Source organism: Stenotrophomonas sp. GD03680 (assembly GCF_029844625.1).
In the GTDB taxonomy this organism is placed as follows: Bacteria; Pseudomonadota; Gammaproteobacteria; order Xanthomonadales; family Xanthomonadaceae; genus Stenotrophomonas; species Stenotrophomonas maltophilia_P.
This window is the reverse complement of sequence record NZ_JAOCKC010000003.1, coordinates 281,040-296,374: the sequence shown is the minus strand read 5'-3', so window position 1 is coordinate 296,374 and position 15,335 is coordinate 281,040. Positions and strand designations below refer to the sequence as shown.

Sequence of the window (15,335 nt, the reverse complement as noted above, 5' to 3'; positions counted from 1 at the left end):
GGGCATGGCCCGGCGCCACCAGCATGCCCTACGCGATCAGTGCCCGCCGCGTGCGCCACCCACCTGCTCGATCAGCGTCTGGCTGGCTGCATTGAGCCCCACCACCGTTACCTCTGCTCCGTGCGCGGCCAACTTTTCCTGCGCGCGCTCCAGCGCGGCCACGGCGGTCAGATCCCACAGGTGGGCATCGCGCAGATCAATCTGCACCTTCGGCGCCACATGCTGATAGTCGAACGCTGCGCCCAACTGCCCCGCCGAGGCAAAGAACACCTGCCCGCGCACGCGGTAGACCTGCGTCTCATGGGCATCGTCGCGCTGCACCTCCAGCAAGCGGCCTACTTTGCGCGCGAAGAACAACGCCGACAGCAGCACGCCGCTGAGCACGCCCTTGGCCAGGTCGTGGGTGGCCACGGTGACCACCACGGTCAGCAACATCACGGCCGAGGAACTGCGCGGGTGCGTGCGCAGGTCGCGCAGCGAGCGCCAGCTGAAGGTGCCGATGCTGACCATGATCATCACCGCCACCAGGGCGGCCATCGGGATCTGCCGCACCAGGTCGCTGCCGTACACCACCAGTACCAGCAGCAGCACGCCAGCCACCAGGCACGACAGGCGGCCACGGCCACCGGAGGTCACGTTGATGACCGACTGGCCGATCATCGCGCAGCCGGCCATGCCGCCGAGAAAGCCGGTTACCGTATTCGCCACGCCCTGGCCGATGCATTCGCGATTGCGCTCGCTGGGTGTCTCGGTGATGTCCTCGACGATCTGCAGGGTCATCATCGATTCGAGCAGGCCGACCACGGCCAGCGTGGCCGACACCGGCAGCAGGATGCGCAGCGTCTCCCAGCTGAGCGGGACATCGGGCAGCAGGAAATGCGGCAGGCTGTCGGGCAGCTGGCCCATGTCGCCAACACTGCGCACGTCGATACCGAAGCCGATCACCACCGCGGTGAGCATCACGATGGCCACCAGCGGCGAGGGCACGGCGCGGGTGAGGCGCGGCAGCAGATAGATGATGACCAGCGCCGCCGCGCACAGCACGTAGACCGTAGGACCGCGGCCGATCAGTTCCGGCATCTGCGCCAGGAAGATCAGGATCGCCAGCGCATTGACGAAGCCGGTGATGACCGAGCGCGAGACGAAGCGCATCAGCGAGCCCAGTTTGAACACGCCTGCCAGCACCTGCAGCAAGCCGGCCAGGATGCTGGCGGCGAACAGGTACTGCAGGCCGTGATCCTTCACCAGGTCGACCATCACCAGCGCCATCGCGCCAGTGGCAGCAGAGATCATGCCAGGGCGGCCACCCGCGATGGCGGTGATGACGGCGATGGAGAAGGCGGCGTACAGGCCGACCTTGGGGTCGACGCCGGCAATGAGCGAGAACGCGATGGCCTCGGGAATCAGGGCCAGGGCGACGACGATGCCGGACAACAGGTCGCCACGGACGTTGCCGAGCCATTGCTGGCGCAGGGGATAGGACGTTTGCATGGGAAAGCTCCGCGCGCAGGCGGGCGTGGCCGCATGGCGCTGCAGTGGAAAGACACGGGTTCCTGAGCCGGGCGGGCCGGCTGCCGATGTGCGGCAAGGGTCAGGGTGGCGTGATCACTGCAGGCGGGTGTCGGTACGTGGGAGGGGAGCAGTCTACGGGAAGCGGCTGCATGAAGGTAGCGCGGTCGGCCGCCAGACGCAGCGGAGCATGGCTCCGCTCTACAATCGGGTCATGGCTACCGATCGCCCCCACTTCTTCGACCCCACCACCGAACAGGGGGTGCTGCGCCTGTCGATTGCCGGTGCGTTGCTGCTGGCGCTGACTGCTGTGGTGTTCGGCCTGCTGGCCAATTCCTCGCTCATCATCTTCGATGGCATCTACGGGCTGATCGATGTGGTGATGACCTGGCTGTCGCTGCTGGTCGCGCGCCTGATCGCGCTGTCGACCAACACCGATGCGCTGCAGTCGCGCCTCAACCAGCGCTTCACCATGGGCTTCTGGCACCTGGAACCGATCGTGCTGGGCGTGAGCGGCACGCTGATGATCGGTGCGGCGCTGTATGCACTGGTCAATGCCGTGGACGCGCTGATGTCCGGCGGCCGCCACATCGCGCTGGGGCCGGCGATGATCTTCGCCGCGCTGTCCCTGCTGGCCGAGGCAGCGCTGGGCGTGTTCGTGCTGCGCGCCAACCGCCGCATCGGTTCGGAGTTCATCGCGCTGGACGCGAAGAACTGGATGATCGCGGCCAGCATGTCGGCCTGTTATCTGGTCGCCTTCCTGGGCGGCGCGCTGGTGCGTGGCACCGCGTGGGACTGGATCGGGCCGTACATCGACCCGGCCATCCTCGCCTTCGTCTGCGTACTGGTGATGATCGCGCCGCTGGGCACGGTGCGGCGGGCATTGGCCGGCATCCTGCTGGTGACTCCGCCGGAGCTGCAGGCCCACGTGGACGCAGTGGCGCGCACGATCGTCGCCAGGCATGGCTTCGTCGAACACCGAAGCTATGTGGCGCAGGTGGGACGTGGCGAGCAGATCGAGCTGTTCTTCGTGGTCCCGGCCGATGATCCGCCGCGGCCCCTGCGGGAGTGGGACCAACTGCGTGACGAGATCGGCGATGCACTGGGCGAAGCCTCGCCGGACCGGTGGCTGACGATCATGTTCACCACCGATCGGGAATGGACGATCTAGACAGGCAGGACGATCGGTCAAATTTCTCAGACGGTCTGTCACCCATCGTCCTTGGAAAGCGGGCAAAGTAGGCTTCAACGCACTACCACCCACTGACCAGGAGCATCCCGATGTCCATCGAAAAGGTTCTGTACACCGCCCAGGCGACCTCCACCGGCGGCCGCGAAGGCCGTTCCGTCTCCTCCGACAACGTGCTCGACATCCAGCTGTCGACCCCGCGCGAGCTGGGCGGCGCGGGCGGCCCGGGCACCAACCCGGAGCAGCTGTTCGCCGCCGGCTACTCGGCCTGCTTCCTGGGCGCGCTGAAGTTCGTGGCCGGCCAGGCCAAGGTCGCGCTGCCGGCTGACACCACCGTGACCGGCAAGGTGGGCATCGGCCAGATCCCGACCGGCTTCGGCATCGAGGCCGAGCTGACCATCAACGTGCCGGGCGTGCCGCGCGAGCAGGTTGAAGCGCTTGTGCAGAAGGCGCACGTCGTGTGCCCGTACTCGAATGCCACCCGCGGCAACATCGACGTGACGCTGATCGTCGCCTGATGGAGGCGGGGTCGGATCCCTTTGCAACGGCAAAGGGCTCTGACCCCGGGGCTCCAAGCGCAAAAAAATGGGCGGATGCCGGTCGAAACCAGGCATCCGCCCATCCCACCCCGGGTGGGCCCCGGCACGCGGCCAGGGACGCATTCGCTTACTTCTCGCTGGTGATGAGCTGTACGACGCTGGAGAAATCCAGCTTGCCGCGCCCGGCCTGATGATTCATCGAATACAGGTTGCGGGCCACTTCACCCAGCGGGATCGAGGCGCCGACACTCATCGCCGCTTCCACTGCCAGGCCCATGTCCTTGAGCATCAGGTCGCTGCCGAAGCCGCCGCTGTAGCCACGCGAGGCCGGCGCATTCTCCAGCACGCCCGGCCACGGATTGCACACTTCGGTGGCCCAGCTGCGGCCGGTGCTCACCGCCATCATCTGCGACAGCACCTTCGGGTCCAGACCGTGCGCCACGCCCAGTGCGATGGCCTCGCCGGTGACGGCCATGATCACGCCCAGCGCCATGTTGTTGCACAGCTTGGCCACCTGGCCGGCACCACTGGCGCCAACGTGGAAGATGTTCCTGCCCATCGCCTGCAGCACCGGGCGCGCACGCTCCAGTGCATCCTCCTCACCACCGACGATGAAGGTGAGGGTGCCGGCCTGGGCACCGGCCGTGCCGCCGGAAACCGGCGCATCGATCATCTGCAGGCCGCGTGCGGCCGCCGCTTCGGACACCTTGCGGGCGCTGGCCGGAGCGATCGTGCTGCAGTCGATGACCAGCGCCCCGGCCGGAATCGCGGCGAGAATGCCGTCATCGCCGAGGTACAGGCCTTCGACGTGGCGACTGGCCGGCAGCATCGAGATCACCACCTCGGCGTCGGCCAGGGTGTCACGTGCTGAGGACGCGGCACCGGCACCGGCGTCGACGGCGGCCTGCACGGCGGCCGGCACCAGATCGAACACGCGCACGGTGTGGCCGTTCTTGACCAGATTGGCGGCCATCGGGCCACCCATGTTGCCCAACCCAATGAATGCAATGCGGCTCATGCCAGGCTCCTTTCAGCGGCAGGGGTACCCAGGTCGGCCAGCGGATGCGCGGCATCGGCCCAGGGCGAAGCGAAGAACGTATCGGCCCACAGGGCGCTGGCTTCGGCCAGCGTGGCCGGGTTCCACGACGGCGTGCGGTCCTTGTCGATCAGCAGCGCACGGATGCCTTCGGCGAAATCGCCGTGGGCGGCGCAGTGCAGGGCGACGATGTACTCCAGGCGGTAGACCGCAGCCAGGTCCTGGCCCGCACTGCGGCGCTGCAGCTCGAACGCCAGCCGCGCCGAACCGGGCGCGCCGGCCGCGAGGGTCTTCTGGGCGGCCTGCAGCCAGGCATCCTCGGTCTGCAGGTGGGCGATGCCTTCGACGATGGCATCGAGGTCATCGCCGTCGCACAGTGCGTCGACCTTCGCCGCGTTGGCCAGCAGCGGACCGGTCGCGGCATCGCTGGCATACGATTGCAGCAGGTGGCCCAGGCGCTCGTGGTTGCTCGCGGCGTCGCGCGACCAGGCCACCTGCAGCAGTGCATCGAACACATCGCTGCGGCGCGCTTCGGCCACGTGCACGTCGGCCAGGCCGGCATAGATCGCATCGCCCGGGTTGAGCAGTGCACCGGTCAAGGCCAGGAACAGGCCACCCTTGCCCGGCACGCGCGGCAGCAGCCAGCTGCCACCCACGTCCGGGAACAGACCGACGGTGATCTCCGGGAACGCGAGCTTGGAGCGCTCGCTGACCACGCGGTGGCTGGCACCGGACATCAGGCCGATGCCCCCTCCCATGACGATGCCATGGCCCCAGCACAGGATCGGCTTGGCATAGGTGTGGATGAGGTAATCCACGCGGTACTCGACGTCGAAGAACTCGGCCGCGTAGTCGTTGTCGCGGATATCGCTGCGGCCGGCCTCGCGGAATGCACGCATGCTCTGGTACAGGCTGTGCAGGTCACCGCCGGCGCAGAACGCCTTTTCACCGGCGCCCTGCAGCACCACCATCGCAATGCCGTCGTCGTCGGCCCAGGCATTGAGCTGCTTCAGCAGCAGGTGCGCCATCGGCAGCGAGAAGCCATTGAGCGTGCGCGGCGCGTTCAGCGTGGCGATGCCGATGCGCGCGCCATTGCCGGCCACGCGCTCTTCGAACAGGACCGGCGCTTCGTCGGCGACCGTGGTCATGCGTTCTTCCACTGCGCGGCGCGCTTTTCCAGGAAGGCGTTCACGCCCTCGACCTGGTCGGCGGTATCGAACAGATCGACGAAGGCCTCGCGTTCGGCCACCAGCGCCGAGGCGTGGGTGCCGGTGCGGGTGGACTGCACCAGCGTCTTGCAGGCCGCGATGCTGGTCGGGCTCTGCTTGCCGGCCTTCTTCGCCCATTCCAGCGCCAGCGCCTTGGACTCGCCCTTGCCGACCTTCTCCTCGGCCAGGCCGATGCGCAGCGCGGTCTCGGCATTGATGCGCTCGCCCAGCAGGATCATGCGCTTGGCCCAGCCCTCGCCCACCAGCCGTGGCAGGTTCTGGGTACCACCGGCGCACGGCAGCAGGCCGACGGTGGCCTCCGGCAGCGCGACCTGGGCGTGGTCTTCGATGATGCGCAGGTCGCAGGCCAGCGCGCATTCCAGCCCGCCGCCCATCGCATAGCCGTTGATTGCGGCGATCGACACGCCGCGGAAGCCGGACAGCGCCTCGAAGGCTTCGCCGAAGCGGCGTGCGGCCTCGCGCGCGGCGGCCTTGTCGCCGGAGGCGAACTGGTTCAGATCTGCGCCGGCGGAGAAGAACTTCTCGCCGTCACCGGTGATCACCAGCGCGTAGATGTCGCGGTCCGCATTGAGCGCAGCCACCAGGTCGCGCAGCGCGGACAGGCTGTGCACGGTCCAGGTATGCGCCGGCGGGTTGTGCAGGGTGACCACGGCGGTGTGGCCATCGGCCTCGACCTTCAGGCCCACGTGCTCCTGGGTACGCCAATCCTTCATCGCAGTTCCTCTTCGGTGTTGAGCAGGTGACGGGCAACGATCACCCGCATGATCTCGTTGGTCCCTTCCAGGATCTGGTGCACGCGGCAGTCACGCAGCAGGCGTTCGATCGGGTATTCGCGGATGTAGCCGTAGCCGCCGTGGATCTGCAGCGCTTCGTTGCAGACAGTGAAACCGGCATCGGTGGCGAAGCGCTTGGCCATTGCGCACCACACGTTGGCGTCGCTGGCGCCGGCATCGAGCTTGCGCGCGGCGGTATGCACCATCTGCCGGGCGGCCACCAGCTGGGTGACCATGTCGGCCAGCTTGAACTGCAGTGCCTGGAACTCGGCCAGCGCCTTGCCGAACTGGCGACGCTCGCCCATGTAGCGGCGTGCGGCGTCCAGCGCGCCCTGCGCGGCACCCAGCGAACAGGCGGCGATGTTGATGCGGCCGCCATCGAGTCCCTTCATCGCCAGCTTGAAGCCACCGCCTTCCTCTCCCAGAAGGTGGCTGACCGGCACGCGGACGTTCTCGAAGGTGATGCCACGGGTGGGCTGGCTGTTCCAGCCCATCTTCTCTTCCTTGCGGCCGAAGCTGATGCCCGGCAGGTCCGACGGCACCGCGATGGCGCTGACGCCGCCGGCACCGGCACCGCCGGTGCGCGCCATCACCACCAGCAGTTCGGTGGCGCCGGCGCCGGAGATGAAGGCCTTGGCGCCGTTCAGCACGAAGTGGTCGCCATCGCGCACGGCGGTGGTTTTCAGCGAGGCGGCATCGGAACCGGCGCCCGGTTCGGTCAGGCAGTACGAGGCCAGCTTGATGCCCGCCGCCAGATCGTTGCCCCACGCGTCGCGCAGTGCCGGCTGACCCCATTTGGACACCATCCACGAGGCCATGTTGTGGATGCTGATGTAGGCCGCCGTCGAGGGGTCGACACTGGCGAGCTCCTCGATGACGACGGCGGCGTCCAGCCGGCTCAGGCCGCTGCCGCCCACTTCCGGGTCCATGTACAGACCGCAGAAGCCCAGTTCACCGGCCTTGGCGATCGCCTCGCGCGGAAAGATGCCCTCCGCATCCCATCGCGCGGCGTGCGGCGCCAGTTCGGCCAGTGCGAAGTCGCGGGCGGCCTCGCGGTAGGCCTGCTGCGCTTCTTCCAGTTCCGTCGTCATCGAGTGGCTCATGGCTGCTCCTGCCGTTACTTCAGGCTGATCGTGGTGTTGACGCCGTGGCTCAGCGTCTCGTCATCGAACCAGCGCGCGGTGACGGTCTTGGTCTGGGTGTAGAACAGCACCACCTGCTTGCCGTACGGGCCCAGGTCACCCAGCTTGGAGGCGCGCGAACCGGTGAAGGAGAACAGCGGCACCGGCACCGGGATCGGCACGTTGATGCCGACCTGGCCGACGTCGATGTCTTCCTGGAACCTGCGCGCGGCGGCGCCGGACTGGGTGAACAGTGCGGTGCCGTTGCCGTTCGGGTTGCTGTTGACCATCGCGATGGCGTCTTCCAGCGTTTCCGCTTCCAGGATCACCAGCACCGGCCCGAAGATTTCTTCCTGGTAGATACGCATGTCGGTGGTGACACCGGCAAAGATGGTCGGGCCGACGAAGTTGCCCTTCTCGAAGCCATCGACCTGCGGATTGCGGCCATCGAGCACCAGCTGCGCGCCCTGCTCCACGCCCGAGGCGATCAGGCCTTCCACGCGCTCGCGCGCGCTGCAGGAAATCACCGGGCCGACATCGGTACCGGACACGGTGCCACCGCTGACCTTCAGGGTCTTGGCCTTGGCCACCAGATCCTGCACCCAGCCGCGCGCTTCACCCACCAGCACCAGCGTAGAGGCCGCCATGCAGCGCTGGCCGGCGGCACCGAAGGCGGCACCGACCATCGCATTGAGGGTCTGCTCCTTGTTGGCATCCGGCAGCACCACGGCGTGGTTCTTGGCGCCCATCATGCACTGCACGCGCTTGCCGGCCAGCGACGCACGGTTGTACACGTGGGTACCCACGCGGGTGGAACCCACGAAGGAGACCGCCTTGATGTCCGGGTGGTCGCAGATCGCGTTGACTACCTCCTCGCCACCGTGGACGACATTCAGCACGCCCTTCGGAATGCCGGCCTCCAGCGCCAGTTCAACCAGGCGCATGGTGACCATCGGGTCCTGCTCGGACGGCTTGAGGATGAAGGTGTTGCCGGTGGCGATGGCCATCGGGAACATCCACAGCGGAATCATCGCCGGGAAGTTGAACGGGGTGATGCCGGCGCACACGCCCAGCGGCTGCATGATCGTGTAGGTATCCACGCCATTGGCCACGTTGTTGGCCAGCTCGCCCAGCTGCAGGTTGCCGATGGCGGCGGCGTGCTCGACCACTTCCAGGCCGCGGAACACATCGCCTTCGGCATCCGGCAGGGTCTTGCCCTGTTCGGCGGTGAGGATGTGCGCCAGCTCGCTCATGTTCTCGCGGATCAGCTGCTGGTACTTCAGGAAGATGCGCGCACGGGTGCCGATCGGGGTCTTGCGCCAGGTCTTGAACGCTTCCTTGGCGGCGGCCACGGCAGCGTCCACTTCAGCGGTGGTGGCGAACGGGACCTGGGCCAGCACGTCCTGGGTGGCCGGGTTGATCACGTCCTGCCAGTGGGAGGTCGCCGATTCGACGAACTGGCCATCGATCAGCATGCGGATACGGGGCGCTGCAACAGTCATGACGACATCCAGGGGTGCGAAAGATGCTTGGCATTATTCACAGCCGCCGCCTCGATTTCCGGCCTGAATCCGCTTAATCTGGCCAACACCCCCCACGATTCCTGTTAATTCTGTGAATCTGCCATCCTCACAGCGCCAGCTGGGCCTGCGCCTGCTGCGCCTGCGCGAGCAGCGCGGCTACAGCCAGATCGACCTGGCCCGCGCCCTGGGCCTGTCTGCCAGCTACCTGAACCAGATCGAGCGCAACAAGCGCCCGTTGACGCCCGCCGTGCAGAAGAAGCTGGGGGAGGTGTTGGGCGACGTTTCCGCCCTGTTCGACGAGGATGAACCCGCGGCATTGCAGGAATCATTGGCCGAAACCCTGCGGGACCTGGGGCTGGCCGACGTCAGTGCCACCGAGCTGCGGGCACTGGCCGGCAACCTGCCGCAGGTGAGCCGGGCGCTGCTGGACCTGCATCGCCGCCACCTGGCGTTGCGGGAACATGCCGCCGCACTGGAGTTCCAGCTGGGCGAACCCGGTGCCGGCAGCACCCTGCCGGCGGGCGACCAGGTGCGCGAGTTCTTCAACCGCATGCACAACCACATCCCGGAGCTGGATGAGCTGGCCGAGCGGTTGTTCGCCGAATGGGGACTCTCGCCGGGGCACGTCGCCCCGCGCCTGCGCCAGTTGCTGGCCGATCGCCACGGCGTGCTGGTGGAAGTGACTGCCTTGCAGGCCGGGCGCGAGAAGCGCCACTACGATGCCGGTGCCCGCCGGCTGTGGCTGCCGGACTACCTGGAGCCGGGCCAGCAGGCCTTCCAGATGGCCGCCGAACTTGCACTGCACGGCTACCTGCCGCAGATCGATGCGGTGATTGCCCGCGCCGGATTCAGCGACGAGGCGCGCATCGCGCAGGCGCGCATCGGCCTGTCGAACTATTTCGCCGGGGCCCTGGTAATGCCCTACCTGCGCTTCCTGCGTGCGGCCGAAGCCAGCAGCTACGACATCGAGCTGCTGGCGCACCAGTTCGGTGTCGGCTTCGAAGCAGTCTGCCACCGGCTGAGCACGCTGGCCCGCCGCAGCGCGCCCGGCCTGCCGTTCTTCTTCATCCGTGTGGACCGCGCCGGCAACGTCTCCAAGCGTCACTCGGCCACCGACTTCCACTTCTCGCAGGTGGGTGGCTCATGCCCGCTGTGGATCGTCTACGAGGCGTTCAACCAGCCCGGCCGCATCCTGACCCAGACCGCGCGCATGCCCGATGGGCGGCGCCACTTCTGGCTGGCCCGGCAGGTCAGCAGCGGCCCGGTTGGTCACGGCCAACCACGCAAGACCTTCGCAGTAGCGCTGGGCTGCGACCTGCAGCATGCCGAGCGGCTGGTGTATTCGCTGGGGCTGGATGTGCAGAGCCCGGGCAATTCGGTGTCGATCGGCCCGGGTTGCCGGGTGTGCCCGCGCGAGGACTGCATGCAGCGCGCGTTCGCGCAGCTGCCGGGGCGATAGGGCTGGTTCGGCAGGGCTGCGCCCTGCACCTGCACAGGCCGAAGCAACGGCAACGGCAAACGCTGGCATTCCGTGGCGCTCACGCTGTCAGAACGACGCATTGCCCTGGTGGGTGTCGACCTTGGTCGACACGAACCCTGGCGATGAGCCACCGCAGGGATCAGATCGTGCCGACCAAGGTCGGCACCCGCCGGAACAGTTCAATCGGCTGCGGCAGCGGTCAGTAGATCGGCGTCACCTTCATCTGCGGCAGCGGCCGTGGTGCGCCGTCGGTGAGGTCCGGGCCGAGATCCTCCCAGCTGCGGCCCTGCTCCACCATCAGCCCCCACAACTGCTGTGACGCCAGCCGCTTGTCCTCCGAGCCCAGCTTGTACGACGGTGGCGACGGCACGCCGGCAGCCACCATCGTGTACGCCGCCCGATAGGCCAGCACCTGCTGCGCGGGATCGTCAGTACGCGCCACTTCCAGCGTGTAACGCTGGTAGGCCGAGGCCAGGTTGCGCCAGCGGATCCAGTAGTGATTCTCGAAGGAGAACGCGCAGAAGCGCGCACCGGCCAGGCTGCCCTTGTCGGCGATGCGGGTCAGCACCTCCTGCGGCATGTCCAGGTTCATGCCGCCCTCATCACCCTGCAGGGTCACGTGCACGATGCGGTCGCGATAGCCCGGAGCACGCGCCTGCAGCAGGTCGCGCCAGTTCTGCATGGTTGCCACCACCGCGAACAGGAAACGGCCGAGCTCGCCGGCGGCCACCGGTGCGGCGATGGACTGGTAGGTGCGTTGCCAGCCATGACGGTTTTCGCTGGGCAGGAACACCGATCGCTCCAGCGCCTGCCGTGCATTGCCGCCGGAACCGACCTCCTCCGCATGCTGTGGATAGACCAGGTTGATGGCGAAGGTCGGCCAGCGCGGAAGCGCCGCGTCGAACAGATGGATCGGGAAGTTGCTGCTGATGCCCCCATCGGAGAACCAGCAGATCCGGAAGGCGGTGATCACCGGGCCGCAGGCCTGGCCGGCACTGGTCAGCCCCTCCATGCTGTCGGCCACGTTGTGTTCCGGATCGGAGGCGGTCGCTCCAGGCTCGCAGCGGCGCTCGCGGCGCGAGGGCTCATGCAGCGGCACTGCGCTGATCAGCAACGGGAAACTCAGGCTCATCCGCGTTGCCACCAGTACCGGCAGCTGCGGCCCCTGCGGCAGGCGGTAATAGAGTCGTCCATCCACGCCCAGCGGCGGACCCGCATGGTTGACCAGCCACTGCACCACGCTGGCCGGGAACAGCTGGTCGAACTCTTCGCGCAGGAACCAGAACTGCGCGCCGCCCAGCGGCAGCGTGCGGGGTTCGTTGTGCGATACGCAGGTGGTGATCATCTGCAGGGTGATGGCATGCGGGCTGTCCGGCTCGTCGGCATAGCGCGGCGCATCGTGCAGGTCGGCAAAGGTAAGCGGCACATCGGCCGGCTTGCCTGACAGCTGCTGCAGGCAGCCGTGCAGCCATTCCGTCAACGCCGGCCGGCGCGCGTCGCTGCCGAGGCCGCTGCACAGGCCCAGCAGATTGCGTCGTGCCACCCGCGCGACCCGCAGCGCGGCCCCGGCCACGCCAGCGCCGTAGGCGCACAGCAGGGACGGCAGCAACGTTGCCGCCACTCCACTCCAGCCGCCACCCCACGCGCCCAGCGCGAGCAGCAATGCCAGCGACACCAGCACTTCCAGCGGCGCGATCTGGAACACGGCGATGGCCAGGCACAGCAGCTTGCGGGGCCAGCCTGCATTGCCGGTCAGCACCACCAGCAGCCGATAGGCTGCACGCGCGCCGCGCGCCGGCTGGAACAGACCGTAGATGAACCCGCGCCGCGACAGCTGCGCCGACACCGCCGACAATCCACCGTACCCGGCATCGCCGGGCAGCGGCTCGCCCGCCTGCTGGCGGCGATCACCATAGGCCGCCGCCGCAGCCACCGCGGCGGCGATGGCGCCTGCCGAGGTGCCACCGATGCTCTTGAAGCGATACTCGCGCGCCAGCGCCAGTACCGCATTGGGGTACACGATGCCGCTGGTGATGCCACCTTTCATGACCAGATCGCAGTACTTCGCCGCCACACGTCACCTCCCGTCCGTCGGTTGCCAGTATCGCAAGCCGGCCTCTCACTGCCTGAGAAAGGCGCCACATCCCGGTGGTGTGATGCCAGGCCTTGACCATTGCTGCCAACCGGCCTACCTTGTGCACGCCGAAGGTATTCATCTCTTCATACGAATGAAGGGATGAATTTAAACGGGAATCCGGTGAAGGCGCTTCGCGCGCCCATTCCGGAGCTGCCCCGCAGCGGTGAATGGAAACGAATCCTGCCAACAGCACTGGGCTCGCGCCTGGGAAGCGGCAGGTAGTAGGTGGGCTGCGGCCCGCGTCCAACAGCCCGAATACCGGCCCCGGCCGGGGGACACGACCGTCCCCTGACTCGACCTGGAATCTCCGCGGGGAGGTTGCCGGGGCCGTCGTCGTCCTGCGCCTGCAGGGTGCGCGGCCACGTGCGTCCTTTTCACGGCATCCGGTTCGCCCGCGGGGGCGAAGGTCGCTGGCAAGACGCCCGTGGGCCGGCAACGGCACGCGTCGTCCTGCGGTTCCTTCGTTCCTCAATGCCGACATGCAATGAGGACACGCTGCAATGACCACTGTTACCAACCTGGGCTTTCCCCGCATCGGCGCCAAGCGCGAACTGAAGCGGGCGCTCGAACGCCACTGGGCCGGCGAGGACGACGCCGCCACCCTGCAGGCCACCGCCGCGGCGCTGCGTGCCCGGCACTGGCAGCTGCAGATCGAGGCCGGCGTCGATGTACCGCCGAGCAACGACTTCAGCCTGTACGACCAGGTGCTCGACACCGCATGGCTGTTCGATGCCATTCCCGAACGCTACCGCGAACTGGCCGCGCACGATCCACTGGCCGCCTACTTCGCCACGGCCCGTGGCCTGCAGCGCGATGGCATCGACCTGCGCGCGCTGGAGATGACCAAGTGGTTCGACACCAACTATCACTATCTGGTGCCGGAACTGCACGCGGGCCAGGCCTTCGCCCTGCGCGGTGACAAGCCGCTGGCCGAGTTCAACGAGGCCAGGGCGCTGGGCATCCACACCCGTCCGGTGCTGCTGGGGCCGGTGAGCTTCCTGCTGCTGTCCAAGACCACCGACGGCAGCGCCGCACTGGACCTGCTGGATGCCCTGCTGCCGGCCTATGTGCAGCTGCTCGGCCAGCTGGCCGACGCCGGTGCCGACTGGGTGCAGCTGGATGAGCCGCTGCTGGTGCAGGATCTCGACGCCGATGCGCAGGCAGCCTATGAGCGCGCCTATGCCCGGTTGGCCACGGCACGGCGTCCGAAACTGCTGGTCGCGACCTATTTCGGTGCGCTCGAGGACAACCTGGCGTTGGCCACCGGCCTGCCGGTGGACGGACTGCACGTGGACCTGGTGCGCGCGCCGGAGCAGCTGGACGCCGTGTTGAAGGCGCTGCCGGCCGAGCGCGTGCTGTCGGCCGGCCTGGTCAACGGCCGCAACATCTGGCGCACCCATCTGGACAACGCACTGATCCTGGCCCGGTTTGCCCAGGTGGACCGCGGCGCCGACCGGCTCTGGCTGGCACCGTCCTGTTCCCTGCTGCACACGCCCGTGGATCTTGCGCTGGAAAAGAAGCTGGATGACGAACTGAAGGGCTGGCTGGCGTTCTCCCGGCAGAAGCTGCAGGAACTGCGCCTGCTGGCCGACGCGCTCGATGGCAGGGCGGATGCGGAAGCGGGCCTGGCTGCCAACCGCGCTGCGCTGGAGGGGCGTCGTCGCTCGCCACGCGTGCACAACCCGGCCGTGGCCGCACGCCTGGCCGCGCTGACCGTGGCCGATGCGCAGCGGCACACCGCCTACCCGCAGCGCCGCATCGCACAGCATGCGGCGCTGCAGCTGCCGCTGCTGCCCACCACCACGATCGGTTCCTTCCCGCAGACGCTGGAGGTGCGCGAGGCACGCGCCCGGCACAAGTCCGGCAAGCTGGGCCTGGCCGAGTACGAGGCCTTCCTGGAACAGCAGACCGCGCATGCGGTACGCGTGCAGGAAGCGCTGGGCCTGGACGTGCTGGTCCACGGCGAGTTCGAGCGCAACGACATGGTCGAGTACTTCGGCGAGCAGCTGGAAGGCTTCGCCTTTACCGGCAACGGCTGGGTGCAGAGCTATGGCTCGCGCTGCGTCAAGCCACCGGTGATCTTCGGCGACGTCAGCCGCCCGCAGCCGATGACGGTGCGCTGGTCCAGTTACGCGCAATCGCTCACCGACAAGCCGATGAAGGGGATGCTGACCGGTCCGGTGACGGTACTGCAGTGGTCGTTCGTGCGCGACGACCAGGAACGCGATGTGACCTGCCGGCAGATCGCGCTGGCCCTGCGGGACGAAGTGCAGGACCTGGAAGCAGCCGGCATCGGCGTGATCCAGGTGGACGAGCCGGCCATCCGCGAGGGGTTGCCGTTGCGCCGCGCCCACTGGCGCGCCTACCTGGACTGGGCGGTGGAATCGTTCCGCATCAGTACCAGCGGCGTGCGCGATGCCACCCAGATCCACACCCACATGTGCTATTCGGAGTTCAACGACATCATCCACTCGGTGGCGGCAATGGACGCGGACGTGATCTCGATCGAGACCTCGCGCTCGCGCATGGAACTGCTGGATGCCTTCGTGAAGTTCAACTATCCCAACGAGATCGGCCCGGGCGTGTATGACATCCACTCCCCCCGCGTGCCGGACAAGGCGGAGATGGTGGACCTGCTGCGCAAGGCGCTGGCCGTGCTGAAGCCGGAGCAGCTGTGGGTCAACCCGGACTGCGGGCTGAAGACCCGTGGCTGGCCAGAAACCCGCGCTGCACTGCAGGCACTGGTTGCCGCCGCAGTGGAACTGCGTGCCGAGCACACCGACGCCCGCGTCGCCTGAC

General features: G+C 67.7%; 11 protein-coding genes and 1 riboswitch. Of the genes, 4 read left to right on the top strand and 7 right to left on the bottom strand.

Annotation, left to right across the window (positions count from 1 at the left end):
* Positions 1-36: 36 nt before the first annotated feature.
* Positions 37-1,491, bottom strand: coding sequence for a SulP family inorganic anion transporter (locus N5J29_RS05600; RefSeq protein ID WP_053520134.1), 1,455 nt, complete (start codon positions 1,489-1,491; stop codon positions 37-39).
* A gap of 208 nt (positions 1,492-1,699) precedes the next feature.
* Between N5J29_RS05600 and N5J29_RS05595 the strand changes: the two genes are divergently transcribed.
* Together N5J29_RS05595 and N5J29_RS05590 are read left to right on the top strand one after the other, a co-directional pair.
* Positions 1,700-2,680 (top strand): cation transporter, encoded by a 981-nt coding sequence (locus N5J29_RS05595; RefSeq protein WP_053520135.1) that lies wholly within the window; start codon positions 1,700-1,702, stop codon positions 2,678-2,680.
* Positions 2,681-2,790: 110 nt separating this feature from the next.
* Complete coding sequence (locus N5J29_RS05590; RefSeq protein WP_065182033.1) at positions 2,791-3,216, top strand: organic hydroperoxide resistance protein; 426 nt, start codon at positions 2,791-2,793, stop codon at positions 3,214-3,216.
* A gap of 148 nt (positions 3,217-3,364) precedes the next feature.
* On the opposite strand, the gene mmsB is transcribed toward N5J29_RS05590, so the two are convergent.
* Genes mmsB through N5J29_RS05565 form a run of 5 tightly spaced genes read right to left on the bottom strand, consistent with a single transcriptional unit; the run spans position 3,365 to position 8,898 of the window.
* Positions 3,365-4,255 carry a 3-hydroxyisobutyrate dehydrogenase gene (gene mmsB / locus N5J29_RS05585; protein ID WP_065174196.1) on the bottom strand — a complete coding sequence of 297 codons (891 nt, stop codon included), beginning with the start codon at positions 4,253-4,255 and terminating at the stop codon, positions 3,365-3,367.
* On the bottom strand, positions 4,252-5,421 hold the full coding sequence (locus N5J29_RS05580; RefSeq protein ID WP_065174195.1) for an enoyl-CoA hydratase/isomerase family protein: 1,170 nt from the start codon (positions 5,419-5,421) through the stop codon (positions 4,252-4,254). Before N5J29_RS05580 ends, mmsB begins: the two co-directional genes overlap by 4 nt.
* On the bottom strand, positions 5,418-6,215 hold the full coding sequence (locus tag N5J29_RS05575; RefSeq protein ID WP_053520138.1) for an enoyl-CoA hydratase: 798 nt from the start codon (positions 6,213-6,215) through the stop codon (positions 5,418-5,420). Before N5J29_RS05575 ends, N5J29_RS05580 begins: the two co-directional genes overlap by 4 nt.
* Positions 6,212-7,378 (bottom strand): acyl-CoA dehydrogenase family protein, encoded by a 1,167-nt coding sequence (locus N5J29_RS05570; protein WP_065174194.1) that lies wholly within the window; start codon positions 7,376-7,378, stop codon positions 6,212-6,214. The genes N5J29_RS05575 and N5J29_RS05570 overlap by 4 nt, the downstream gene beginning before the upstream one ends.
* A gap of 14 nt (positions 7,379-7,392) precedes the next feature.
* Positions 7,393-8,898 carry a CoA-acylating methylmalonate-semialdehyde dehydrogenase gene (locus tag N5J29_RS05565; RefSeq protein WP_053520140.1) on the bottom strand — a complete coding sequence of 502 codons (1,506 nt, stop codon included), beginning with the start codon at positions 8,896-8,898 and terminating at the stop codon, positions 7,393-7,395.
* 112 nt (positions 8,899-9,010) lie between these two features.
* Here N5J29_RS05565 and N5J29_RS05560 point away from each other — a divergent pair, with 112 nt between their 5' ends.
* The gene (locus tag N5J29_RS05560; protein WP_053520141.1) at positions 9,011-10,378 is read left to right on the top strand and encodes a short-chain fatty acyl-CoA regulator family protein; all 1,368 of its coding nucleotides are present in this window, start codon (positions 9,011-9,013) and stop codon (positions 10,376-10,378) included.
* Between the two features lie 220 nt (positions 10,379-10,598).
* Here N5J29_RS05560 and N5J29_RS05555 read toward each other — a convergent pair whose 3' ends face one another.
* Positions 10,599-12,446 carry a patatin-like phospholipase family protein gene (locus tag N5J29_RS05555; protein WP_065182160.1) on the bottom strand — a complete coding sequence of 616 codons (1,848 nt, stop codon included), beginning with the start codon at positions 12,444-12,446 and terminating at the stop codon, positions 10,599-10,601.
* A gap of 142 nt (positions 12,447-12,588) precedes the next feature.
* Positions 12,589-12,818, top strand: a riboswitch (cobalamin riboswitch).
* 218 nt (positions 12,819-13,036) lie between these two features.
* Between N5J29_RS05555 and metE the strand changes: the two genes are divergently transcribed.
* Positions 13,037-15,334 (top strand): 5-methyltetrahydropteroyltriglutamate--homocysteine S-methyltransferase, encoded by a 2,298-nt coding sequence (metE, locus tag N5J29_RS05550; protein ID WP_164151124.1) that lies wholly within the window; start codon positions 13,037-13,039, stop codon positions 15,332-15,334.
* The last annotated feature ends 1 nt before the right edge of the window (position 15,335 follow it).

Bases quoted from the DNA above. Each gene is read 5' to 3' on its own strand.
- N5J29_RS05570 (WP_065174194.1), bottom strand. From the start codon at position 7,378: ATGAGCCACTCGATGACGACGGAACTGGAAGAAGCGCAGCAGGCCTAC.
- N5J29_RS05580 (WP_065174195.1), bottom strand. From the start codon at position 5,421: ATGACCACGGTCGCCGACGAAGCGCCGGTCCTGTTCGAAGAGCGCGTG.
- N5J29_RS05590 (WP_065182033.1), top strand. From the start codon at position 2,791: ATGTCCATCGAAAAGGTTCTGTACACCGCCCAGGCGACCTCCACCGGC.
- N5J29_RS05555 (WP_065182160.1), bottom strand. From the start codon at position 12,446: ATGAAAGGTGGCATCACCAGCGGCATCGTGTACCCCAATGCGGTACTG.
- N5J29_RS05575 (WP_053520138.1), bottom strand. From the start codon at position 6,215: ATGAAGGATTGGCGTACCCAGGAGCACGTGGGCCTGAAGGTCGAGGCC.
- mmsB (WP_065174196.1), bottom strand. From the start codon at position 4,255: ATGAGCCGCATTGCATTCATTGGGTTGGGCAACATGGGTGGCCCGATG.
- N5J29_RS05565 (WP_053520140.1), bottom strand. From the start codon at position 8,898: ATGACTGTTGCAGCGCCCCGTATCCGCATGCTGATCGATGGCCAGTTC.
- N5J29_RS05595 (WP_053520135.1), top strand. From the start codon at position 1,700: ATGGCTCCGCTCTACAATCGGGTCATGGCTACCGATCGCCCCCACTTC.
- N5J29_RS05600 (WP_053520134.1), bottom strand. From the start codon at position 1,491: ATGCAAACGTCCTATCCCCTGCGCCAGCAATGGCTCGGCAACGTCCGT.
- metE (WP_164151124.1), top strand. From the start codon at position 13,037: ATGACCACTGTTACCAACCTGGGCTTTCCCCGCATCGGCGCCAAGCGC.